18 protein-coding genes are annotated in these 17,579 nt (G+C 61.3%); 10 read left to right on the top strand and 8 right to left on the bottom strand.

Going from position 1 to position 17,579, the window contains the following annotated elements; all coding sequences use genetic code 11:
- Window positions 1–40 precede the first annotated feature (40 nt).
- Together C4S68_RS20100 and C4S68_RS20095 are read right to left on the bottom strand one after the other, a co-directional pair.
- Window positions 41–1,318 (bottom strand): lactate racemase domain-containing protein, encoded by a 1,278-nt coding sequence (locus tag C4S68_RS20100; protein ID WP_103934918.1) that lies wholly within the window; start codon window positions 1,316–1,318, stop codon window positions 41–43.
- A gap of 27 nt (window positions 1,319–1,345) precedes the next feature.
- On the bottom strand, window positions 1,346–2,620 hold the full coding sequence (locus C4S68_RS20095; protein ID WP_103934917.1) for a hypothetical protein: 1,275 nt from the start codon (window positions 2,618–2,620) through the stop codon (window positions 1,346–1,348).
- Window positions 2,621–2,754: 134 nt separating this feature from the next.
- Here C4S68_RS20095 and C4S68_RS23310 point away from each other — a divergent pair, with 134 nt between their 5' ends.
- Entirely contained in the window at window positions 2,755–2,910 is a 156-nt protein-coding gene (locus C4S68_RS23310) for a hypothetical protein (RefSeq protein WP_160115261.1), read from the top strand.
- Window positions 2,911–2,977: 67 nt separating this feature from the next.
- Window positions 2,978–3,334 (top strand): hypothetical protein, encoded by a 357-nt coding sequence (locus C4S68_RS20085; protein WP_200821600.1) that lies wholly within the window; start codon window positions 2,978–2,980, stop codon window positions 3,332–3,334.
- On the opposite strand, the gene C4S68_RS20080 is transcribed toward C4S68_RS20085, so the two are convergent.
- A complete protein-coding gene (locus tag C4S68_RS20080; RefSeq protein WP_235011741.1) occupies window positions 3,331–4,953 on the bottom strand; it encodes a DUF5060 domain-containing protein in 1,623 nt (540 codons plus the stop codon). The genes C4S68_RS20085 and C4S68_RS20080 overlap by 4 nt on opposite strands.
- Before the next feature lie 115 nt (window positions 4,954–5,068).
- On the opposite strand from C4S68_RS20080, the gene C4S68_RS20075 reads away from it, so the two are divergent.
- Both C4S68_RS20075 and C4S68_RS20070 read left to right on the top strand, forming a co-directional pair.
- Window positions 5,069–5,947, top strand: coding sequence for a glycoside hydrolase family 16 protein (locus C4S68_RS20075; RefSeq protein WP_160115260.1), 879 nt, complete (start codon window positions 5,069–5,071; stop codon window positions 5,945–5,947).
- A 37-nt stretch (window positions 5,948–5,984) separates the two neighbouring features.
- Complete coding sequence (locus C4S68_RS20070; protein WP_103934913.1) at window positions 5,985–6,422, top strand: hypothetical protein; 438 nt, start codon at window positions 5,985–5,987, stop codon at window positions 6,420–6,422.
- Window positions 6,423–6,554: 132 nt separating this feature from the next.
- Here C4S68_RS20070 and uxaC read toward each other — a convergent pair whose 3' ends face one another.
- On the bottom strand, window positions 6,555–7,952 hold the full coding sequence (gene uxaC, locus C4S68_RS20065; protein ID WP_103934912.1) for a glucuronate isomerase: 1,398 nt from the start codon (window positions 7,950–7,952) through the stop codon (window positions 6,555–6,557).
- 349 nt (window positions 7,953–8,301) lie between these two features.
- Between uxaC and C4S68_RS20060 the strand changes: the two genes are divergently transcribed.
- From C4S68_RS20060 to C4S68_RS20045, 4 genes are all read left to right on the top strand, one after another.
- Entirely contained in the window at window positions 8,302–9,063 is a 762-nt protein-coding gene (locus tag C4S68_RS20060; RefSeq protein ID WP_235011740.1) for an HAD family hydrolase, read from the top strand.
- Window positions 9,064–9,243: 180 nt separating this feature from the next.
- Complete coding sequence (gene mutT, locus C4S68_RS20055; RefSeq protein ID WP_103934910.1) at window positions 9,244–9,708, top strand: 8-oxo-dGTP diphosphatase MutT; 465 nt, start codon at window positions 9,244–9,246, stop codon at window positions 9,706–9,708.
- Between the two features lie 130 nt (window positions 9,709–9,838).
- Window positions 9,839–11,044 carry a DUF4236 domain-containing protein gene (locus tag C4S68_RS20050; protein ID WP_235011763.1) on the top strand — a complete coding sequence of 402 codons (1,206 nt, stop codon included), beginning with the start codon at window positions 9,839–9,841 and terminating at the stop codon, window positions 11,042–11,044.
- A complete protein-coding gene (locus tag C4S68_RS20045; RefSeq protein WP_103934908.1) occupies window positions 11,037–11,468 on the top strand; it encodes a hypothetical protein in 432 nt (143 codons plus the stop codon). Before C4S68_RS20050 ends, C4S68_RS20045 begins: the two co-directional genes overlap by 8 nt.
- Window positions 11,469–11,547: 79 nt before the next feature.
- Here the strand turns inward: C4S68_RS20045 and C4S68_RS20040 are convergent, their stop codons facing one another.
- From C4S68_RS20040 to C4S68_RS20025, 4 genes are all read right to left on the bottom strand, one after another.
- Window positions 11,548–12,810 (bottom strand): Nramp family divalent metal transporter, encoded by a 1,263-nt coding sequence (locus tag C4S68_RS20040; RefSeq protein ID WP_103934907.1) that lies wholly within the window; start codon window positions 12,808–12,810, stop codon window positions 11,548–11,550.
- A gap of 262 nt (window positions 12,811–13,072) precedes the next feature.
- Entirely contained in the window at window positions 13,073–14,125 is a 1,053-nt protein-coding gene (locus tag C4S68_RS20035; RefSeq protein ID WP_103935085.1) for a CgeB family protein, read from the bottom strand.
- Window positions 14,126–14,161: 36 nt separating this feature from the next.
- A complete protein-coding gene (locus tag C4S68_RS20030) occupies window positions 14,162–15,418 on the bottom strand; it encodes a magnesium transporter MgtE N-terminal domain-containing protein (protein WP_103934906.1) in 1,257 nt (418 codons plus the stop codon).
- A gap of 334 nt (window positions 15,419–15,752) precedes the next feature.
- Complete coding sequence (locus C4S68_RS20025; RefSeq protein WP_103934905.1) at window positions 15,753–16,814, bottom strand: 1,9-bis(guanidino)-5-aza-nonane synthase; 1,062 nt, start codon at window positions 16,812–16,814, stop codon at window positions 15,753–15,755.
- 73 nt (window positions 16,815–16,887) lie between these two features.
- On the opposite strand from C4S68_RS20025, the gene C4S68_RS20020 reads away from it, so the two are divergent.
- Together C4S68_RS20020 and C4S68_RS20015 are read left to right on the top strand one after the other, a co-directional pair.
- Entirely contained in the window at window positions 16,888–17,238 is a 351-nt protein-coding gene (locus C4S68_RS20020; protein WP_103934904.1) for a hypothetical protein, read from the top strand.
- A 70-nt stretch (window positions 17,239–17,308) separates the two neighbouring features.
- Window positions 17,309–17,539: a DUF433 domain-containing protein gene (locus C4S68_RS20015; protein WP_103934903.1), complete on the top strand. Its 231-nt coding sequence runs from the start codon at window positions 17,309–17,311 to the stop codon at window positions 17,537–17,539.
- The last annotated feature ends 40 nt before the right edge of the window (window positions 17,540–17,579 follow it).

Genomic DNA, 17,579 nt, shown 5'->3' with positions numbered 1-17,579 from the left:
GCAAGCAGCCCTCTACTCTCTACTTACTGCCCTCGACTCACTAATCCTTGAACCGTCCCCGATACGCCCAAAGCCCCAGCCCCGGGTTCGAGATATAAAAGATCTCTTCCCCATCCACCACGTTCCACCCATCCTTCAGCACATCGGGGTTGTACTTTGCGGTGTACTCGGCCAGGTCGCCGTACTCGAAGTGCACGCTCTCGATCTCCTCGCGCGTCAGGTGGCCCGGGCAGTAGCGGATCGTAAACCGCCCCTCGCTCGATCCATGAATCAGGTGCGCCGCCGCTGACAAATTCCCCGCCAGCTCCGGATCCGTCTTCACATACTCCAGCGTCTTCGGCGTGCCGCAGTACCCATAGCGCCGGATCAGCTCATCGATCTTCTTGTCTTCGCCGAACTCATGCACGCCCGGCGCCAGCACGATCAGCTCCGCGTCATCCGCCAGCGCCATGCGCGTGCGATACACACTCTTGTTCCCCAGCCACGTCGAGTGGAACTCATGCGGGTCGAGGAAGACCACCGCCTTCTTGATCTCGCGATCCATCATCAGGAAGTTGCACTCCAGGCTCAGCGCCGCCGCCTTCTCAAACGGCTCCGTGCCTTCCCCGATGTACAGCCCCCGCAACACCAGCTCGCCCTTATCGTTCTTGTTCACCACCGTCTGGATGTACACGATCGGTGGCATCTGGTCGCCGAAGTGCTCGCTCGCATAGTCCAGCACACGGCGCACCGGCGTGTCCGCGCGGCCCATCATGCGCTCCATTCCATACACAGCACCCAGGAAGTGCGAACGATGAATCCCCATCACGCCGCCCGTGCCCACGAAGATGTTCTTGCTCCCGTTGGCCATGCCCACCACCTCATGCGGCACCACCTGCCCCACGGAAAGAATCAGGTCGAAGCCACCATCGCGGAGCAGCTTGTTCACCTGCGCCGGCCACGTGTAGTCCAGCTTGCCCTCGGACACCTCGAGCATGAACTCGCTCGGAATCTCGCCGAGCGTCACAATATCATCCCGCCAGTTGTGTACCCGGAATAGCGACTTCGGCACCGCGCCGAACATCGTCGTCAGCTGCTCGTCGGTCATCGCCGTATGCGTACCCAGCGCCGGCAACACATCGGTCAGCGCGTCCCCGTAGTACTCCCAAGCCATCTCCGTCAGCACACCGCTCTTGGAGTGAAACCGCGTAAAGTCCGGCGGAACCGCAAGCACCTTCTTCCGCGCACCCAGCTTCGCAAACGCTTCGTTGAGCGCCGCACGCGTTTCATCCAGAGAAAGTTCCGTAGTAGGCGATCCAGCAGCAAACAGTAGGCTCATACCACATCCATTGTAGAAGCATGTGTCTCAGAAGTGATCCGACCAAAGTGGGTCTCGAACGAAGTCATAGATCAGCGCCGCAGGCTCTGCCCCCCGAATCGGATCACGGAGCGCCATCCCTTTGGAAATCGAGACACCCGCCTCTGCGCTCCAAGGGATCACTTCGCACGGCTCCAGGTCGCCTTCGCCGTAGCTTCCCTGCCTCGATGTCCATTCGGTGAAGAGCAGAGCGTATCGTTCGCCTTTCCGCATGCTCACCGGCAACCCGGGCTGGCGGGTATTCCGCCGCCCTATCGTACTCAGCGGAATGATCCTGCCCTGAAGACTTCGGGCTTCCCTTAGTATGGAAGTCGCTCGAACTAACACACCTGTGGAGTAAGCGTTGAGTTCGCTGCTCAGGTAAGGTGCCGAAGAATCGTCCAACGCCTCAACGACGGCTATGTTCTTGGCGTCGCGCGCACGAGCCTCTAGCGGAACATCACACTTGGATGTTGGATCCTGCTCATACATCTCGTCACCCGGCAGATCCCAGCCAAACTGATTTTCATGGCGCCAGAGGTCGGCACTCTGCACGAACTGGTCCAGCGACTTACACGGGCTCCATCCTGTTAAGCAATCGAAGCGGAACGTGCTGATCGTCTTGAAATCAGCGTCGCTGCCTGAGGCTAACGTGGCCCTTACGTGTGCGCACCCCTCGCACGGATGCGAGGTTACAGCCATGTTCGGGTGACTTGCAGCTTGATAAGCATCTTCACCCCTCCCCTCCAGCGATCCTCTCTCTGAGACCTGCACGATAAACCCGAGGGATGATCCTTCATCAGGACTCGAGAGATTCAAGACGGTACGCACAGACGAAGACTCCGCGTACAGCACCAATCCTTTCCTCCGAACCACACCATCCTGCACGAGGAACATTCCGGTCATTTCCATCAGCCCATCGCCGATTTGCAACGGGCTAACCCGCAGAAGCTCAAGACGAAACCAGAGCATTTCCAGTCTCGTCGGCCCTTGATCGTTGTACGGAGGGTATGCCGTCACCTTGACCACATACATGCAGTCCACCGCCGTACAACTCCCCTCGTACCGCCCCCACTTCCCCCACTTCGTCATCAGCCGCTGCGCATCCGCCCACGTGCTCTTGTGGTCCTGTAGTGACTGAATATCCAACATCAGCGCCTTCGCCCGATGCACCAGCACCCGCTGCCGAATCTCCCCCACGGTACAAAGCACGAGGAACACCACCACCAGCGTCAGCAGCGTCCAACCGGCAACACGGGTAGTCACTCGAACAACACGGCGCATCCGTACACCTCGGCGTGGAGTTGCGAACATCCTATCGCGATCAAGTCATCCAACGGTCCAAGAGCCGCCCAACAGCCCTCAAGCACGCCAACACTGCGCTTACCCCGCTACTTGTGGCCCCTATAATCTCCTCCATGAAGCTCCTCGCCTGGATGATCTTCCTCCTCGGCCAGAACCTCTCGCGCCTCGCCATCGCAGTCCGCTCGCCGTTAAAACCCAGCGACGGCAACCCGCTCAGCAAATGGCGCACCTGGTCGACCATCCGCTCCAGCCACTGGGGCGAGAGGTAAGTTCACTCTCGCGGCACAGTTTCGGGTTACGATACCCAAAACCATTCCACGCCAAGGCTCCCAGAGCATGAAAGCCGAAGACCTGTTCAAACGCCCAGCGTCCGAAGTCGCGGACGAGATCAACCGCGGCGGCCGCTTCGTTGTCTACCAGTTCGTTGTGTCCCTGGTCTTCGTGACCTTTCGACGCAATGCTCCCCTTCAGTTCATTCGCGCGGGTGAGAGCGCCACAACACAAGGCCTTCCCTGGACCCTGCTCACACTCGTCGCGGGCTGGTGGGGAATCCCGTTCGGCTTCATTTACACGCCCATGGTCCTCGCGAAGAACCTTCGCGGCGGCACCGACGTGACCGGCAACGTCCTGGCAAAGCTGCGACCGGCGGCGCCGTCGCCCGTTGCAAACATCCAGTTCGACAAAGCAATCTAGACCGCCGTAAACCGCATCCCCCGAAACGGCTTGCCACTCAGCCGGATCGTAGCCTTCCCCGTGTGCGTTCCTCCAACCGGAGTGATCGTCATCTCCATGGGATCGATGTACTCCGCCTTGAACGTCCCCGCCGGCAGAGGAAACTCATACCAGATCGGCGCATGGTCGTCGAAGAAGTAGAGGATCGTGCGCGCGGTCTTCTTATCCTGCTCGTAAGCCGTGGCGTTCAGGTAGTAAGGCTTCGCGTCAGCCTCCAGCCCAGCCCGAACCACCACCCCACCGCTGCTCTTCGCGCTCTCCTCAACCAGCCTTCGCAGAAACGCGATCTGCGCCGGGCTCGTGCCCTTCAGCGTGCCGCCATGCGACCACCACAACGTCGGCGTGGTGTTCTCGCTCATCTCCGAGTCAGCATCCAGCAGCGTCTCGCCGTGCGTCACATAGCAGCCGTTGATCACGCCCAGCCAGAAACGCCGCGTCATCTCATCGCCCGACAAGTTCCCCCAGCGCTTGTTCAGATTGCCCTCGTACTGCACCTCGTCAAACAGCACCGGCTTCCGCCAGTCCGCGAGATACAGCGTCGCCACATCGAACTTCGCCGACTGCATGCAGCCATGCGTCACCCACGGCCGCGAGTAGTCATACGCCACCACCGAGTAGTGAATCGACCGCAGATGCGCATACGGATCCTCCATCTCCACAATGTGAAACAGCCGGTCGAAGTCGCTCGTCCGCTTCGCCTTCATCAGGTCATACTCGTTCGCCATCGACCACCACACGTTGCGGAACGCACTGAACCGCGCCAACACGTAACGCAGATAGCGATCATCCACATCGGCAGGCATCGACTGATAACCCCACCGGTCGTACGGATGAAACAGGATCAGGTCCGCCTCAATGTTCAACGCCTGCAGATCCGCCAGCCTGTGCTCAATGTGCTCGAAGAACTCCGGATTGAACCGCGTAAAGTCGTTCTTCCAGTCAGCATCGCCCGGCTTCGCCCCCGTGTGCGGGAACGGATAGAACGGAGGCTCGTTGTGGTTGTATTCATAGTGCTTCGGGAACACACACATCCGAATCTTGTTGAACGGCGCACCCTTCAGCGTGTGTAGCGTCTCTTCCTGCAAAGCCTCGCTCTGGTGCACCCACGCGTAGCTCGTTGTTCCAAACGGAAAATACGGCGTTCCGTCCTCATACGCAAAGTGATGTGTATTGGCCACGCGCACCGGTCCATGCACGCCGGGCTTTGCCTCCACCACTCGAAATGTTCCACTGCGGCCATCGAGCTCCTTCACGTTGCTCCGCGTCGTGAAACTCCACTCGCCCACCGTGTCCGGCATGAAGCGGACCATGTACACGCCTGCTCCGTCGTAGAAGCCTGTGACCTCAACCTCGCGATGCCCCTGCCGGAAGGCGGCCTTGAGCTCGACGTCAACAAACGGATTGCCCTCCGCCGGCCCACGCACCGTGTAGTGAAAGATCTCCCACCGTGCCACCTCGGGAGATCGTTCCACCGGCAGCGCGGCGGCCTCACCCGCAGAGGAGACAACCGCCGCTCCAAGAGCAGCCGAGCCGAGCTTCAGAGCTTCGCGACGATTCAGCATATTCATGCCGATCAGCATATCCTCCTTTTCCCGCCCTCGCGATCCCGTGCCGCTCCATCCTCCCCTAACGTGCCTCTCAACCGGCTCTTTCGCAGCTTGCCCGCATCGAAACCTCCCGGTAGCATGGCCCGCAATGCTTCAAGGCAATCGTTTTTCCTTTGAAACCCTGCTCTTCGTCCTGCTCGGTCTCGCCAGCCCTGTCCCCGGTCAGAGCGCCAAACCTCGCACCGCCGCCCCACAGGCCAGCTACAAGCTCCTCTGGAGCGACGAGTTCAACGGCCCAGCCCACTCCCTGCCCAGCCAGACCGACTGGAACTTCGAACAAGGTCCCGGCCCCAGTTCCAACCATGAAGCCCAGACCTATTGCCTGCCCGGCAGCTCCACCGCTCCCTGCAGCGCCGGCAAGCCCAACACCTTTGAGGACGGCCACGGTCACCTGGTGATCCGTGCCATCCACTCCTCCGCCGGCTGGAGCTCCGCCCGCCTCAACTCCTTCGGCAAGCATGAGCTGCTCTACGGCCGCGTCGAAGCCCGCATACGCATGACCTCGGGCAACGGCTTCTGGCCCGCCTTCTGGCTCCTCGGCAACGACCACGCCACCGCCTCCTGGCCCCGCTGCGGCGAGCAGGACATCATGGAGTGGGTGCAGTCCTACACCGCGACCGCCACCTCCTCCACCGTCCACGGACCGGGCTACTCCGGCTCCCACGGCGTCGGCTCCACCTTCACCTTTCCTCATGGAGGCAAGATCGACGATCGCCGCTTTCATACCTATGGCATGACCTGGTCACCCAACCGCATGGAGTTCTACCGCGACGACCCTTCGCATCCCTACCTGGTCGTCACGCCCGATAGCCTCCCGACCGGCGCCACCTGGGTCTACGACCATCCCTTCTTCGTCATCCTCAACTTCGCCATCGGCACGCAGGGGTTCGCTGGCCCCACCGACGCCACCACGCCGAAGCAAGGTGAGATGCTGGTGGACTACGTACGCTTGTACCAGGCCCCATAGCGCGGCGACCCGCGGGCAATTCATTTAGCCTCAGGTCATGTCCATGGAGATCTACGTCTTCCTCGAGCGCTCCGCCATGCCCACGCCCGCGCAGTGGCAGACCGCCATCACCGCGGCAGGCTTCGCCGTCAGCCTCGACACCGACTTCGATCCCTTCACCTTCACTGGCTTCCTGCCCTGCCAGCTCAACGGCCACGCATCGGGCTTCGAGTACTACCTCCACCCCAAGGACCAGATCGCCGAGGAGTTCACCTACCTCGCCCCGCGCGTAAAGCCCTTCGATAGCGTCGTCACGTTCGTCTGGGGCAGCTCCATGGAAGAGATGGCGTGCGTGATCATGGCTGCCTCGGCTCTCGCCGCATCCACGCCGTCCCTGCTCTACGCTCCCGAAGACGATAGCGCCGTCGAAGGCGCAAGTGCCCTCGGTTATGCCAAAGAGCAGCTCCTCGCCGCCGCGCCGTACCTCAAGCACTAAGCGAACCCAGAAAAGCAAAAGGACCGCCGGGATCACCGGCGGTCCTTTCTTAGCTCTCCACAACGCGCCAGCCGCGAGCCCGCTAACGCGAAGCGCTGACGGCAAAGCCGCTAACTTGCTAGCCGCGAAGCGCTACAGCTTATACGCCTTCTTCACCAGGTTCACCGTCAGCTCGTGGATCAACTCGAATGCCTCATCCTCATCGATCGAGTGCTCCGCCACCAGCCGTCCCAGGAAAGCGCAGTCGATGCGGCGAGCCACATCATGCCGCGCCGGGATCGACAGGAACGCCCGCGTGTCATCGTTGAAGCCCACCGTGTTGTAGAACCCTGCCGTCTCCGTCGCCGTCTCGCGGAACCGCATCATGCCCTCGGGCGAGTCATGGAACCACCACGGTGGACCCAGCCGCAGGCACGGATAATGCCCAGCCAGCGGAGCCAGCTCGCGCGAGAACGTCGACTCATCCAGCGTGAACACAATGAACGTGAAGTTGGGTTCGTTGCCGTACTTGTCCAGCAGCGGCTTCAGGCTGCGCACATACTCCGTCGGGCTCGGGATATCCGCTCCCTTGTCGCGCCCGAACTTCTCGTAGACCTTCAGGTTGTGGTTGCGCACCGACCCCGGATGCAGTTGCATCGTCAGGCCGTCCTCGACGCTCATGCCAGCCATCTCCGTCAGCATCTGCGCCTGGAACAACTCCACATCGCCCGGGTTCATCTTGCCGGTATAAATCCGCTCGTACAGCGCTTCCGCATCGAGCAGCGAAAGGTCAGCCGTCAGCGCCGTCAAGTGACCATGGTCGGTCGCCGTCGCTCCGTTCTCGATAAAGAACCGCCGCCGCTTGCGAAGCGCGGTCAGGTAGCCCTTCCACGTCGACACATCCTCGTTCGCCGACTCCGCAAGCTTCTTCAGATTGTCCTGGAACCCGCTGTACTCTGCGTCGATCACCGCATCCGGACGGAAGGTCGGCAGCACCCGCCCGCCCCAGCCCGACTCGCGAATCTGCTTGTGATACTCCAGCGTGTCGAAGGCCGCATCCGTCGTCGCCAGTGCCTCGATCCGGAACCGCTCAAACAGCGCCCGCGGCAAAAACTCCGGCGTCTGCAGCTTGCGGTCGATGATGTCGTAGTACTCGTCGGCGTTATGCTCGTTCAGCCGATCCGTCAGCCCAAACTCGTTCTCGAACGTGTAGTCCACCCACTGCCGTGTCGGCGTGCCACGGAACAGGTAGTAGTGCTTCGCGAAGATCCGCCAGACCTCGCGCGGATCGGCCGACTCCTTGCCGTCCAGCTGCGGCACACCCAGCGACTCCAGGCTCACGCCCTGCGAGTACAACATCCGGAAGATGTAGTGGTCCGGCGTGATCAACAGCTTGGCCGGGTTCGGGAAGGGCTTATTCTCCGCAAACCAGCTCGGATCGGTGTGCCCATGCGGGCTCAGGATCGGCGCGTCCTTCACGGTCTCATACAGCTTGATGGCAACAGCACGGGCGGCGCTTGCCGCAGGAAAAAGGCGGTTCGGGTTCAGCATGGCAGACGTTCCTTCAAAGCGCGGGATTCACACCGCTACGCTTCGAAAGCCTATCAGACTGCTCCAACATCGGTCAGGCAGCCCTGAAATCCGCCATACAGCTTCCACCGCTCCGACCGGAATCTGGACCCCTGGGATCTGGCGCCTGAACCTCAACTCCCAGCTCCTGACTCCCAGCTCCAAACTCGATCGGACGTTCCTTCCCTCACGAATCAGGTGCCCACCTCTCGCTTCAGAGGTGGGGTCGGAGGACTTCGGCCAGCCTGCTCGGTCCAACTCCCCTTGGAGCCAACGCCCCAACCTGATCTACTACACCGTACGGCCCATCGCCGCGCAGGAGCTCCGCACCTTGTCCGAACACGCCGCCTCGTCCCTCATCGCCTCAGGCCAGCCCAAAGTCCTCTCCACCGTAGACTTCCTGCAGAACGTCCACGCCCTCAAACCGCGCCTCGCCGTCTTCGACTGCGACGGCACCCTCTGGTCCGGCGACGCGGGCTCCACCTTCATGTGGTGGACGATGGAGAACGGCCTCCTGAGCGCCGAAAAGACCGCCTGGCTCAAGGGCCGCTATGACGGCTACAACGCCGGCCAGGTCTCCGAGCTCGCCATCTGCGGCGAAATGGTCCAGGTCTACGAAGGTATCCCCGTGGCCGAGATGCGCCGCGCCGCCGCCACCTTCTTCGCCGAACGAATCGAGAAGAACATCTTCCCTGAAATGGCCGGCCTCCTCGCCGACCTGCAGCGCACCGGCGTCGAGATCTGGGCCGTCAGCTCCACCTGTGACTGGGTCATCGAAGAAGGCGTAAAGCGCTTCGGCATTCCGCCCGAACGCGTCCTCGCCGCCTGCGTGGAGACCGAGGGAGAGGGTAACGCCGCCATCGCCACCAGCCGCCTCATCGACGTACCCACCGACGCCGGCAAGGTCGCCTCGCTCAAGCGGATGGGCATCACCGCGCCGGACGTCGTCTTCGGCAACTCCGTCCACGACTACGCGATGCTGGCGATCGCGCGCGGACCATTCCCGGTAAACCCCTCCGCCGAACTCCAGCGCCGCAGCGCCGAAAGCGGCTGGAGCGTCTTCTGGCCCGACTCCGTAAAGCCCTCGCTCTGACACAAATTGGGCCGCGGTTATCGCTCGCCCCGGCAATCCAATGCGCCTCCAGGTTCGTCAACCGATACAGCCGCTTGCCGGGAGGCACGCGTCAATGGGAAGCTGGGTGATACCCTCCTGTCCATGCGGCGAATATGCCGCGTGGCGACGGGTGGGTCGTTGCCGTTGATTCGAGGAGCCTTGAAGGAGTCGATCCGCAAACTGCAGGGAAACCGCCGGCCGCCGCCGAAGACCCTTCGACGGGTCGTCGCGGCGATCATCGTGCGCGGCCAGGCCGCGGAGCGCGAGGTCTTCATCTGCCAGCGCAAGGCAGAACAGCCCATGGGACTCAAATGGGAGTTCCCCGGCGGCAAGATCGAACCCGGCGAGACCCCCGAAGAAGCCCTCGTCCGCGAGCTGACCGAGGAGCTGGGCATCACCGCCACCATCGGCGAGCTGGTCACCACCGTCCGCCACGCCTACCGCAACGGCCGCGAGATCGAAATCCAGTTCTTCACCCTCAGCCGCTGGGACGGCGAGATGGAAAACCGCATCTTCGAAGCCATGCAATGGACACCCCTCACAAGCCTCCCCGGCTTCGACTTCCTCGCCGCTGACCTCACCCTCATCCAGGAACTCGCCGAAGGCAAACTCCTCCCGCAGTAACTCCACACCCTGCACAATCCGGGTGCCCCGGGTCCCTCAAGGGACCCGGGCTTGCATAGCAATCACTTCCGCTAAGCCGACTTATCAGGACCAAAGTCGAGAATGCTTTCGGAGGAAGTTGTTGGCCGAAGTGGTCGCGTCATTGGATAATGGCGGTCATCACTCTAAGCGGAGCTTTCTCATGAGTTGGCGGTTTCGTCAGTCATTCACTGTTGTGCCTGGTCTGCGCCTAAGCCTTTCTAGCCGGGGACTGAGTGCCAGCATCGGCGGCTCGCCCCTCACGTTGAACGTCGGCCCTCATGGTGTCACCGAGACGCTTTCGATTCCTGGGACTGGCATTTCCTACCGTCATCACGAATCTCTGCCTTCAAACGGAAGGCCGTCGATTGACTTGCCCTCCAATCTCCCCCAGCAATCCCTACCGCAATTCACAAACACTGCCCCTGTCGAGCACATCCACAGCGCGAGCACAGAGCTGCTCACCAGCGAGACGCTGAAGGACCTCAAGCGCCTGATTCAAACCGCTTCCAAACAGCGAGACGAAATCAGCCGAGACCTGGACTCCGCACTCACAGAGAAGATTGAAGCGGTTAGCCGCTTCGACAAGTGGGACACCGGCTTTCTTTTCAAACGCGTATTCAAATCCGCCTTCGAGAAGCGCCGGGCAGAAGCCGGGACCGCGACCGATAAGGTTACTGAGTTGGAAGAACAGCTAAGGCTCTCGACAATCGCGACACATATCGAGATAGAGAAGGAACAGGCAAACCTTTACTACCTGCTCAAGGACGATTTCTCCGCGCTCTGTGAGTGCAATTCCATCTGGGATGTGAAGACGAGGCAGGCGACAGACCAGTATCACGAACGCACGATTGCTAATTCCAGGATTGAACGCGAGCGAGTGAAGTTCAACCTCGCAAGCTGTGACCTAATCGAGTGGGATGAGAAAGTCCCTCACATCCGCAATGCCAAGGGCGGCAGCTTCTTCTTCTATCCGGGTTTCATCGTATACAGGACGGCGCGGGAAGCCTTCTCCCTCATCGAATACCACGATATGAAGGGGAGAGCATCGCTGGTCCAATTTCAAGAGGAAGACAACGTCCCGTCCGACGCGAAGGTTATCGGTCAGACCTGGGCGAAATGCAATAAGGACGGAAGCCGTGACAAGCGGTTTGCGAACAACTACCAAATACCCATCGCACAGTACATCCAGGTGACACTGAAGAACGACAGCGGACTGTGGGAAGAGTTTCACTTCTCTAACCCTCAACGCTTGATAACTTTCCTCGAATCGCTGAACAACTTCACATCGTCATTTGAGGCGGTCGCCAATGGCTAGGCGGAAAGTCGGGAAAGAGTTCGCCGGTCTCGCTGTTCTCATAGTGATTGGAGCGGTCGTCCTCGCCGTATCGAAGGTCGTTGACAGCCTCGGTTTCACCGGCGCCGTAGTCGCCGCGATTCTGGTTATTGTCTGCATGGTTTGGGTCAAAATTGCGAAGCGGGCAAAGCGGCTAGCGTATCTGCGCGGGAAGTACGGAGACGAATCCGTAGTTCAGCACATCATGTCGAAGACCCTCTGGCAAGGTGAGACAGCCGAGCAGGTACGGGACTCTATCGGGCTGCCCTCATCAATGGACAACAACCTGCTTAAAACGCGAAAGCGTGAGGTCTGGAAGTACCATCCACACGGCAGAGGCCGCTATCGTCTGCGGGTCACGCTAGACAATGATGTAGTCATCGAAATCAAGACGCTAGGTCACTAGCGACGGGCCAGACGGACTATCGCATTACTCCTTATAAACGCTGTTCCTATCATCCGCCAGAATCCCGGCGCTACTACTTTCAGTGCTTCAGCGACGACAACGTCTGCCACATCCCCACCGCTGTCAGTCCCATCACAATAATCGACGTAGCCCACGCAATCCCATTGAACCCCCGCGAGTTCGTGTACTTGCCCATCAGCTCCTTGTTATTGGTCAGCTTGAGCATGAAGTACAGCACGAACGGCAGCAGCACACCGTCCAGCACCTGAGACAGGATCGTGATCGGCACCTGGTCATCCGGCTTCAGCAGGATCACCACCGCGCCGCCCGCCACAATCAGCAGCGTGTACAGCCAGTAGAAGAACGGAGCCTGCTTGAACGTCCGGTTCACGCCGCTCTCAAAGCCCAGCCCCTCGCACACCGCATAGGTCGTCGAGAGCGGAAGAATCGAAGCCGCGAAGAATGACGCGTTGAACAGCCCCGCCGCAAACAGGATCGGAGCATACCGCTCTGCAAAGGGCTTCATCGCCGCAGCAGCATCCGCTCCGCTGGCAATGTTCCGCACGCCATGCGCGTACAGCGTCCCCGCACACGCCACGATGATGAACCACGCCACCACGTCCGTGAAGATCGAGCCCACGATGACGTCCAGCCGCGAAGCCTTGTACTGCTTCACCGTGACGCCCTTCTCCACCACCGATGACTGCAGGTAGAACTGCATCCACGGCGTAATCGTCGTGCCGATCACACCCACCGTCATGTAGACGTAGTTGTGGTCCTTCCAGATCGACCGCGGCGGCAGCGTGATCGTCTGCATCATCGCGTGCTTCCAGTCCGGATGCGCCAGCACGCCCGCAATGATGTACGAGAAGTACAGCAGGCTCGCGACCAGGAAGATCTTCTCGACCGACTTGTAGTTCCCCTTCACCACCAGCAGCCACACTGCAAACCCGCACACGGGCACGCTGATGATCTTCGGCACCGCGAACAGCTGCGCGCTCTCCGCGATGCCGGCAAACTCCGCGATCACGTTCGTGAAGTTCACAATGACCAGCAGCACCATCATGATGAAGGTGAGCCGCAGGCCGAACTCTTCGCGGATCAGGTCCGACAGGCCCTTGCCCGTCACCGCGCCCATGCGCGCGCACATCTCCTGCACCACGATCAGCGCGATCGTGATCGGCAGCATCGTCCACAGCAGGTGGTAGCCATACTGCGCACCCGCCTGCGAGTACGTGAAGATGCCGCCCGCATCGTTGTCCACGTTCGCCGTGATGAATCCCGGCCCCAGGACAGCGAAGAAGAGCATGATGCTGATCCGCCAGCGCTTCCAGAAGCTCATACGCGCACCCGGCTCTCCTGCGCCAGCCCCGAACCGACGCGCGACCGCGCCGCGGCCGAGACCGTGGGACACAAGCGATGCATCGAGCGGCTGAACTGCATGGAAGCGCCTCTCCTGGGGAGACCCGCAGCCAGCGATGCCGCTTGGGGCCGAATCAATGGAATAGGATGCGCCGCGAGGACGCTCCCCCTAGACTAACTGCTCCGCCCCCCACTGGGGACACTCCGGGACCGTCTTTCCACATGCCCGTTTGAACATTTGGTTACGGCCGCAAGCTACCCGTCTTCGCCACCAGCGGCGAGATGCGATCCAGGATCAACGCCACCTGCGCATCGTTGCTGTAGCCGCTGCGCTGGGCCCGCTCGCAACCCGCCCGTGCGATGCGCTCGCGCGCCTCCACGTCCGGCAGGTAACGTCGGATCTTCGCCAGACACTCATCGAAGTCCGAAAAGAACACAGCTTCCTCGTCCTCCACAAACCTGGCCAGATGCCCTGGGGATCGCTCCGCCAGCAGAAAGCCCCCACACGCTGCAATCTCAAAGCTCTTGTGTACGAACTCGTCCTGGTTCGAGTGCGTCAGAAAGCTCAGGTTGATCTTCGACCGCCAGATGGCTTCGCGGTAGTCGATGCCATACAGCTCCGCTCCCGTAAATAACGCAGCCAGCGCCTCGGGATCGAGCTGCTCCCTCCACATCCAGTTGCCCGAGATCGCCACCGGCACACCATACTCACGCCACAGACGCGTCAGGAACTCCGCCCGCTGGTCATACGGCGTCCCGATGAATGACACTCCGCGATCGCGCATGCGCTCGTTCCACCTCGCAGGCGCAGGAAAGTGAATGGTCGGCTCATACGCCGTCTGAATCTTGATCACATCCCGCGCCCCACGCGCCTCGTAGTCCAGCACATTCTGGTCGCGCTGCGTGGCATGCAGGTCGAAGTGCGGGATGCACTGCATGTAAAGCCGCCAGCCCGGGTCCCGCCTCGGCCCGAACGCGTTATCGATCATGTAGCTCACGGTCGCGATGCCGATCGCCCGCAGAGCATCCAGCGTCGCCGGCTGCAGGCTCAGCAGCTTGTCCGCCCAGAAGACATCAGGCTTGTGCTCGCGGGCCATCGCCAGGATGTCCCGGTTGAGCTTCCCTACCCACGGCCCCATCTGCGTCCGGAAGACGATCTTGCGCAGCAGCTCGTTCCCCGGCCGGTACACGAGATCGTTGATCGTGATGACCGTGTGTCCCAGCCGCTCCAGAGCCCACGCGCGATACTGCGCCGAATCATTGGGGCTGAGCTGAGCTGCGTAGAGAATCTTCAATTTCTGCAATGTCCTTGGGCCGGGCCTTTGCCGCCCCTACGCCTCAAGAAGCTGCGCGATCACCTGCTCCGCGTGAATGGCGCCTGCAAGATGTCCGTTATGATCCACCACCGGCAGCGACCGCAAATTGTACTTGTCGAACAGCTCTGCCACCTGCTTGTGGCTCGCCTTCAGCGGACAGCTCACAATATGGCCCTCCCACAAGGTCGACAACTTCGTCTCCGGCCTCGCCAGAATCAGCCGCGGCAGCATCACCACACCCATCAGCTTCTCGTCAGCGTCCGTCAGGTACACCTCGGTGATCGTATCGGCATCGCCTTCGAACGTCCGCAGCGCTTCGATCGCTTCACCCACCGTCGCCTCGTTCGGCACGCTCAGGAAGTCCGTCGTCATCTGCCCGGCTGCGGTGTCCTGCTCAAACTCCAGCAGCTCTTCAACGTCCTGCCGCTCCTCGGGCTCCATCTCCTCGAGAATGGCCTCGGACTCCTCGTCCGAAAGCTCGCTCAGCAGGTCGGCCGCCGCGCCCGGGTCCATCTCTTCGATGATGTCCGCCGCACGCTCGGAGTCCATGCGCTGCACGAGCTCCTTCTGCATCTTTGGCTCGAACTCTTCCAGCGTCTCCGCCGCCGTCTCCTCCGGCAGCGAGCTGAACACCGCCTCGCGCTCCGCCGGAGCCAGCTCTTCGAGAATCTCCGCGATGTCGGAAGGATGCAGCTTGGCCAGCCGCTCGCGCCCGATCTTCAACCGCACCCGCCGCGCCGGATCGCGCTCGATTAGATCCACGCAGTTCCACGGAATGATCCGCGGCTTCATCTTGCCCGTAAAGCCATCCACCGCCGAGACCGGAAGCCCCTTGAGCAACCGCCGGATCGCGCCCCGATTGCCAACCTCCACGTCCTCGATACTCAGCCGCGTCGCCCCATTCAGCTGCCACGCCAGGTCCACATCGTTCACGCGAACCACCTTGCGGCCATCCACATCGATGATCTGCTGGTCGAGCAGGTCATAGTCCAGCAGCAGGAAGACGTGCGGACGAATCAGCAGCTCCGGCTTGACCGTGGCCTCCAGCGCCGCACCCAACGCCTCCGGAGTCTTCAGGTCACTGACCCACACCAGCAGATCCTTGCCGCCCATCTGCGGGTTCCGCAGCACCAGCGCGGCCACCTGGGTGCCGTCCCGGTTCACATCGATGGCAAGATCCCGCACCCGCCCCAGCTTCACTCCACTGGCGTCGACAACCGTCGTCCCCAGCAGGGCCGAGACACTCGTCGGAATGGTGCGCACTTCGCTCATCGCTACCTAACCTTACCCCATTCAGATGCATTGCAAGAGATCGATGGCGATCCGCACCATCCCCTCAGCAACACTCCCTCGTGGCTCAAAGCTCTCGCCCTCACAGCTCAACCGAAATCAGCCCCCACAGCCTCCCAGGCCGCTGGCAGGCACCACAACTCGCACCTCGAGACCTGAAGACCTCGCCCCTCTACAGCCCCGAGCATTTTCACTATCGGTCCCGAGCATTTTCTCTCGAGTGCGGAGCCCCAGACACACGAACGGCGGAGCCAAAGCCCCGCCGCACCGTTCTCTGAACCCTGGGCCCTGAACCCTGGACCCTGGGCCCTCGTCCCTAAGCCGTAACCGGCTCCAGCACTGCCGCAAAGCGCTTGCCTTCGCGCGCCGCCGCCGCCTTCTTGTGCCACGCATAGCCGGCGATCAGCGGGAACGCCATCGTCGCCTCGGCGTACACCATCTGCTCGAAGGTCAGATCGACCTTGCCCCAGCTCGAAGCTTCCTTCAGCGTCGACCCCGAAAGCGCGCCGTCGCGAGCATCCGCCACCGTCACCTGGATCGCGTACTTGTGCATCGAGGCTTCGACGCCCAAAATGTCCGCCGCCACCACGATGTCCTGCGCGAAGTTCTTCGGCACGCCGCCGCCCATCATCAGCAGGCCCGTCGTCGGGTTGGCCAGCTTCAGCTGCGTCAGCTCGTAAAAGTCCTTGCCGGAGTCGATCGACACCATCGCCTTGCCCTGGCGAGCATGCTGGTGCGCCACAATTCCGAAGCCAAACGAGCAGTCCGAGAACGCCGGGCAGAAGATCGGCACGTCCTTCTCGTAGCACGCCAGCACGATCGAATCGTTGTTGCCATGCTCCGGCGTGCGGCCGTTCTTCACCAGGTACTCGCCCATCGCCTTGATCAGCTCACGCGAGCTGTATGCCTTCGGCTCCAGCGAGTCGATGATCTGGTGCGTGACGTCGTCACAAATGCGCAGCTCTTCCTCGTCGATGAACGTGTCATAGATGCGGTCGATCATCAGCTCGCGAAGATCAGCGTCGCCCGCGCCGTACTTGTACTCATCTCCCGCGATGTAGTGCCGGTAGCCCAGCGCCTCGAAGAAGTCCTGGTCGACGATGTTCGCGCCCGTGGACACAATCGCGTCCACCATGTTGTTGCGCACCAGGTCGACGATGACCTTCTGCAGCCCCGCCGAGATCAACGATCCCGCCAGGCAAAGGATGACGCCGCACTCCGTGTCGCGAAGCATCATGTCGTAAATGGTGGCAGCGCGGTGCAAATCACGCGAGCTGTAGGCCATCGAACCCATCGCATCCACCAGCGCCACTACGTCGTGCTTGGTGATATCGATGTGCTCAATCTGCTTCTGGAGAAGTTCTTTCTTAGTAGCCATATCGGTTAACAGTTTAGCGTTTTTCGCCAGTACCCACGCGGAAATCTGTGAATTTGGTGTTTCAATCGACCCCATGAAAACCGCGGCGCTCCTATTGAGCCTCTTCGCCGTCACCCTCCACGCCGCCGAACCCTGCCAGACCTTCCACGGCCGCGCCCGGTTCTACTCCGCAGACGGCCAGCTCCGCATCTGGCACATCGGAACGCACCACGAGTTCATGCCGGACTACCGCTTCGACGATCCTTCGTGGGATAGAGTTGTCGACCGTTTAAAGAACGGGGCCGAGAGCGCAGGTGCCGCTGGAAACAACGATCTCTTCGCCACCTTCACCGTTTGCCCAACGGAGCCCTTCCGGCAAGGCGCTGCACAGACGGCTATCGTCCACTCCATGCGTCACCCTGTAATCGTTGCCGTACCCCACTGATCGACTACCGCGCCGATACTCCCGTTCCGATACACTACCCACGTCCCACCGGCACCTCTGGAGGTTCGTCATGACCCCATTCGATCGCATCACCCAGAATCCCGAGGTCATGGGCGGTCGCCCCTGCATTCGCGGCCAGCGGGTCACCGTCGGCATGATCGTCGGACAGATCGCCGCGGGACACTCGCCCGAAGCTCTCCTCGTTGAATATCCCTATCTCGAACGCGAAGACATCACTCAGGCCCTGCGCTTCGCCGCCTGGCGGGTGGAGGAGCGCGAAGTCACGCTACCAGCCGCTTGAAGTTGCTGATCGCTTCTGGACGAGCTTAAAGCTCGCGCCT

Origin of the sequence: Bryocella elongata (assembly GCF_900108185.1) — a bacterium.
Taxonomy (GTDB): domain Bacteria; phylum Acidobacteriota; class Terriglobia; order Terriglobales; family Acidobacteriaceae; genus Granulicella; species Granulicella elongata.
The sequence above is the reverse complement of the archived record's forward strand: the minus strand, read 5'-3'. Positions and strand labels throughout refer to the sequence as shown.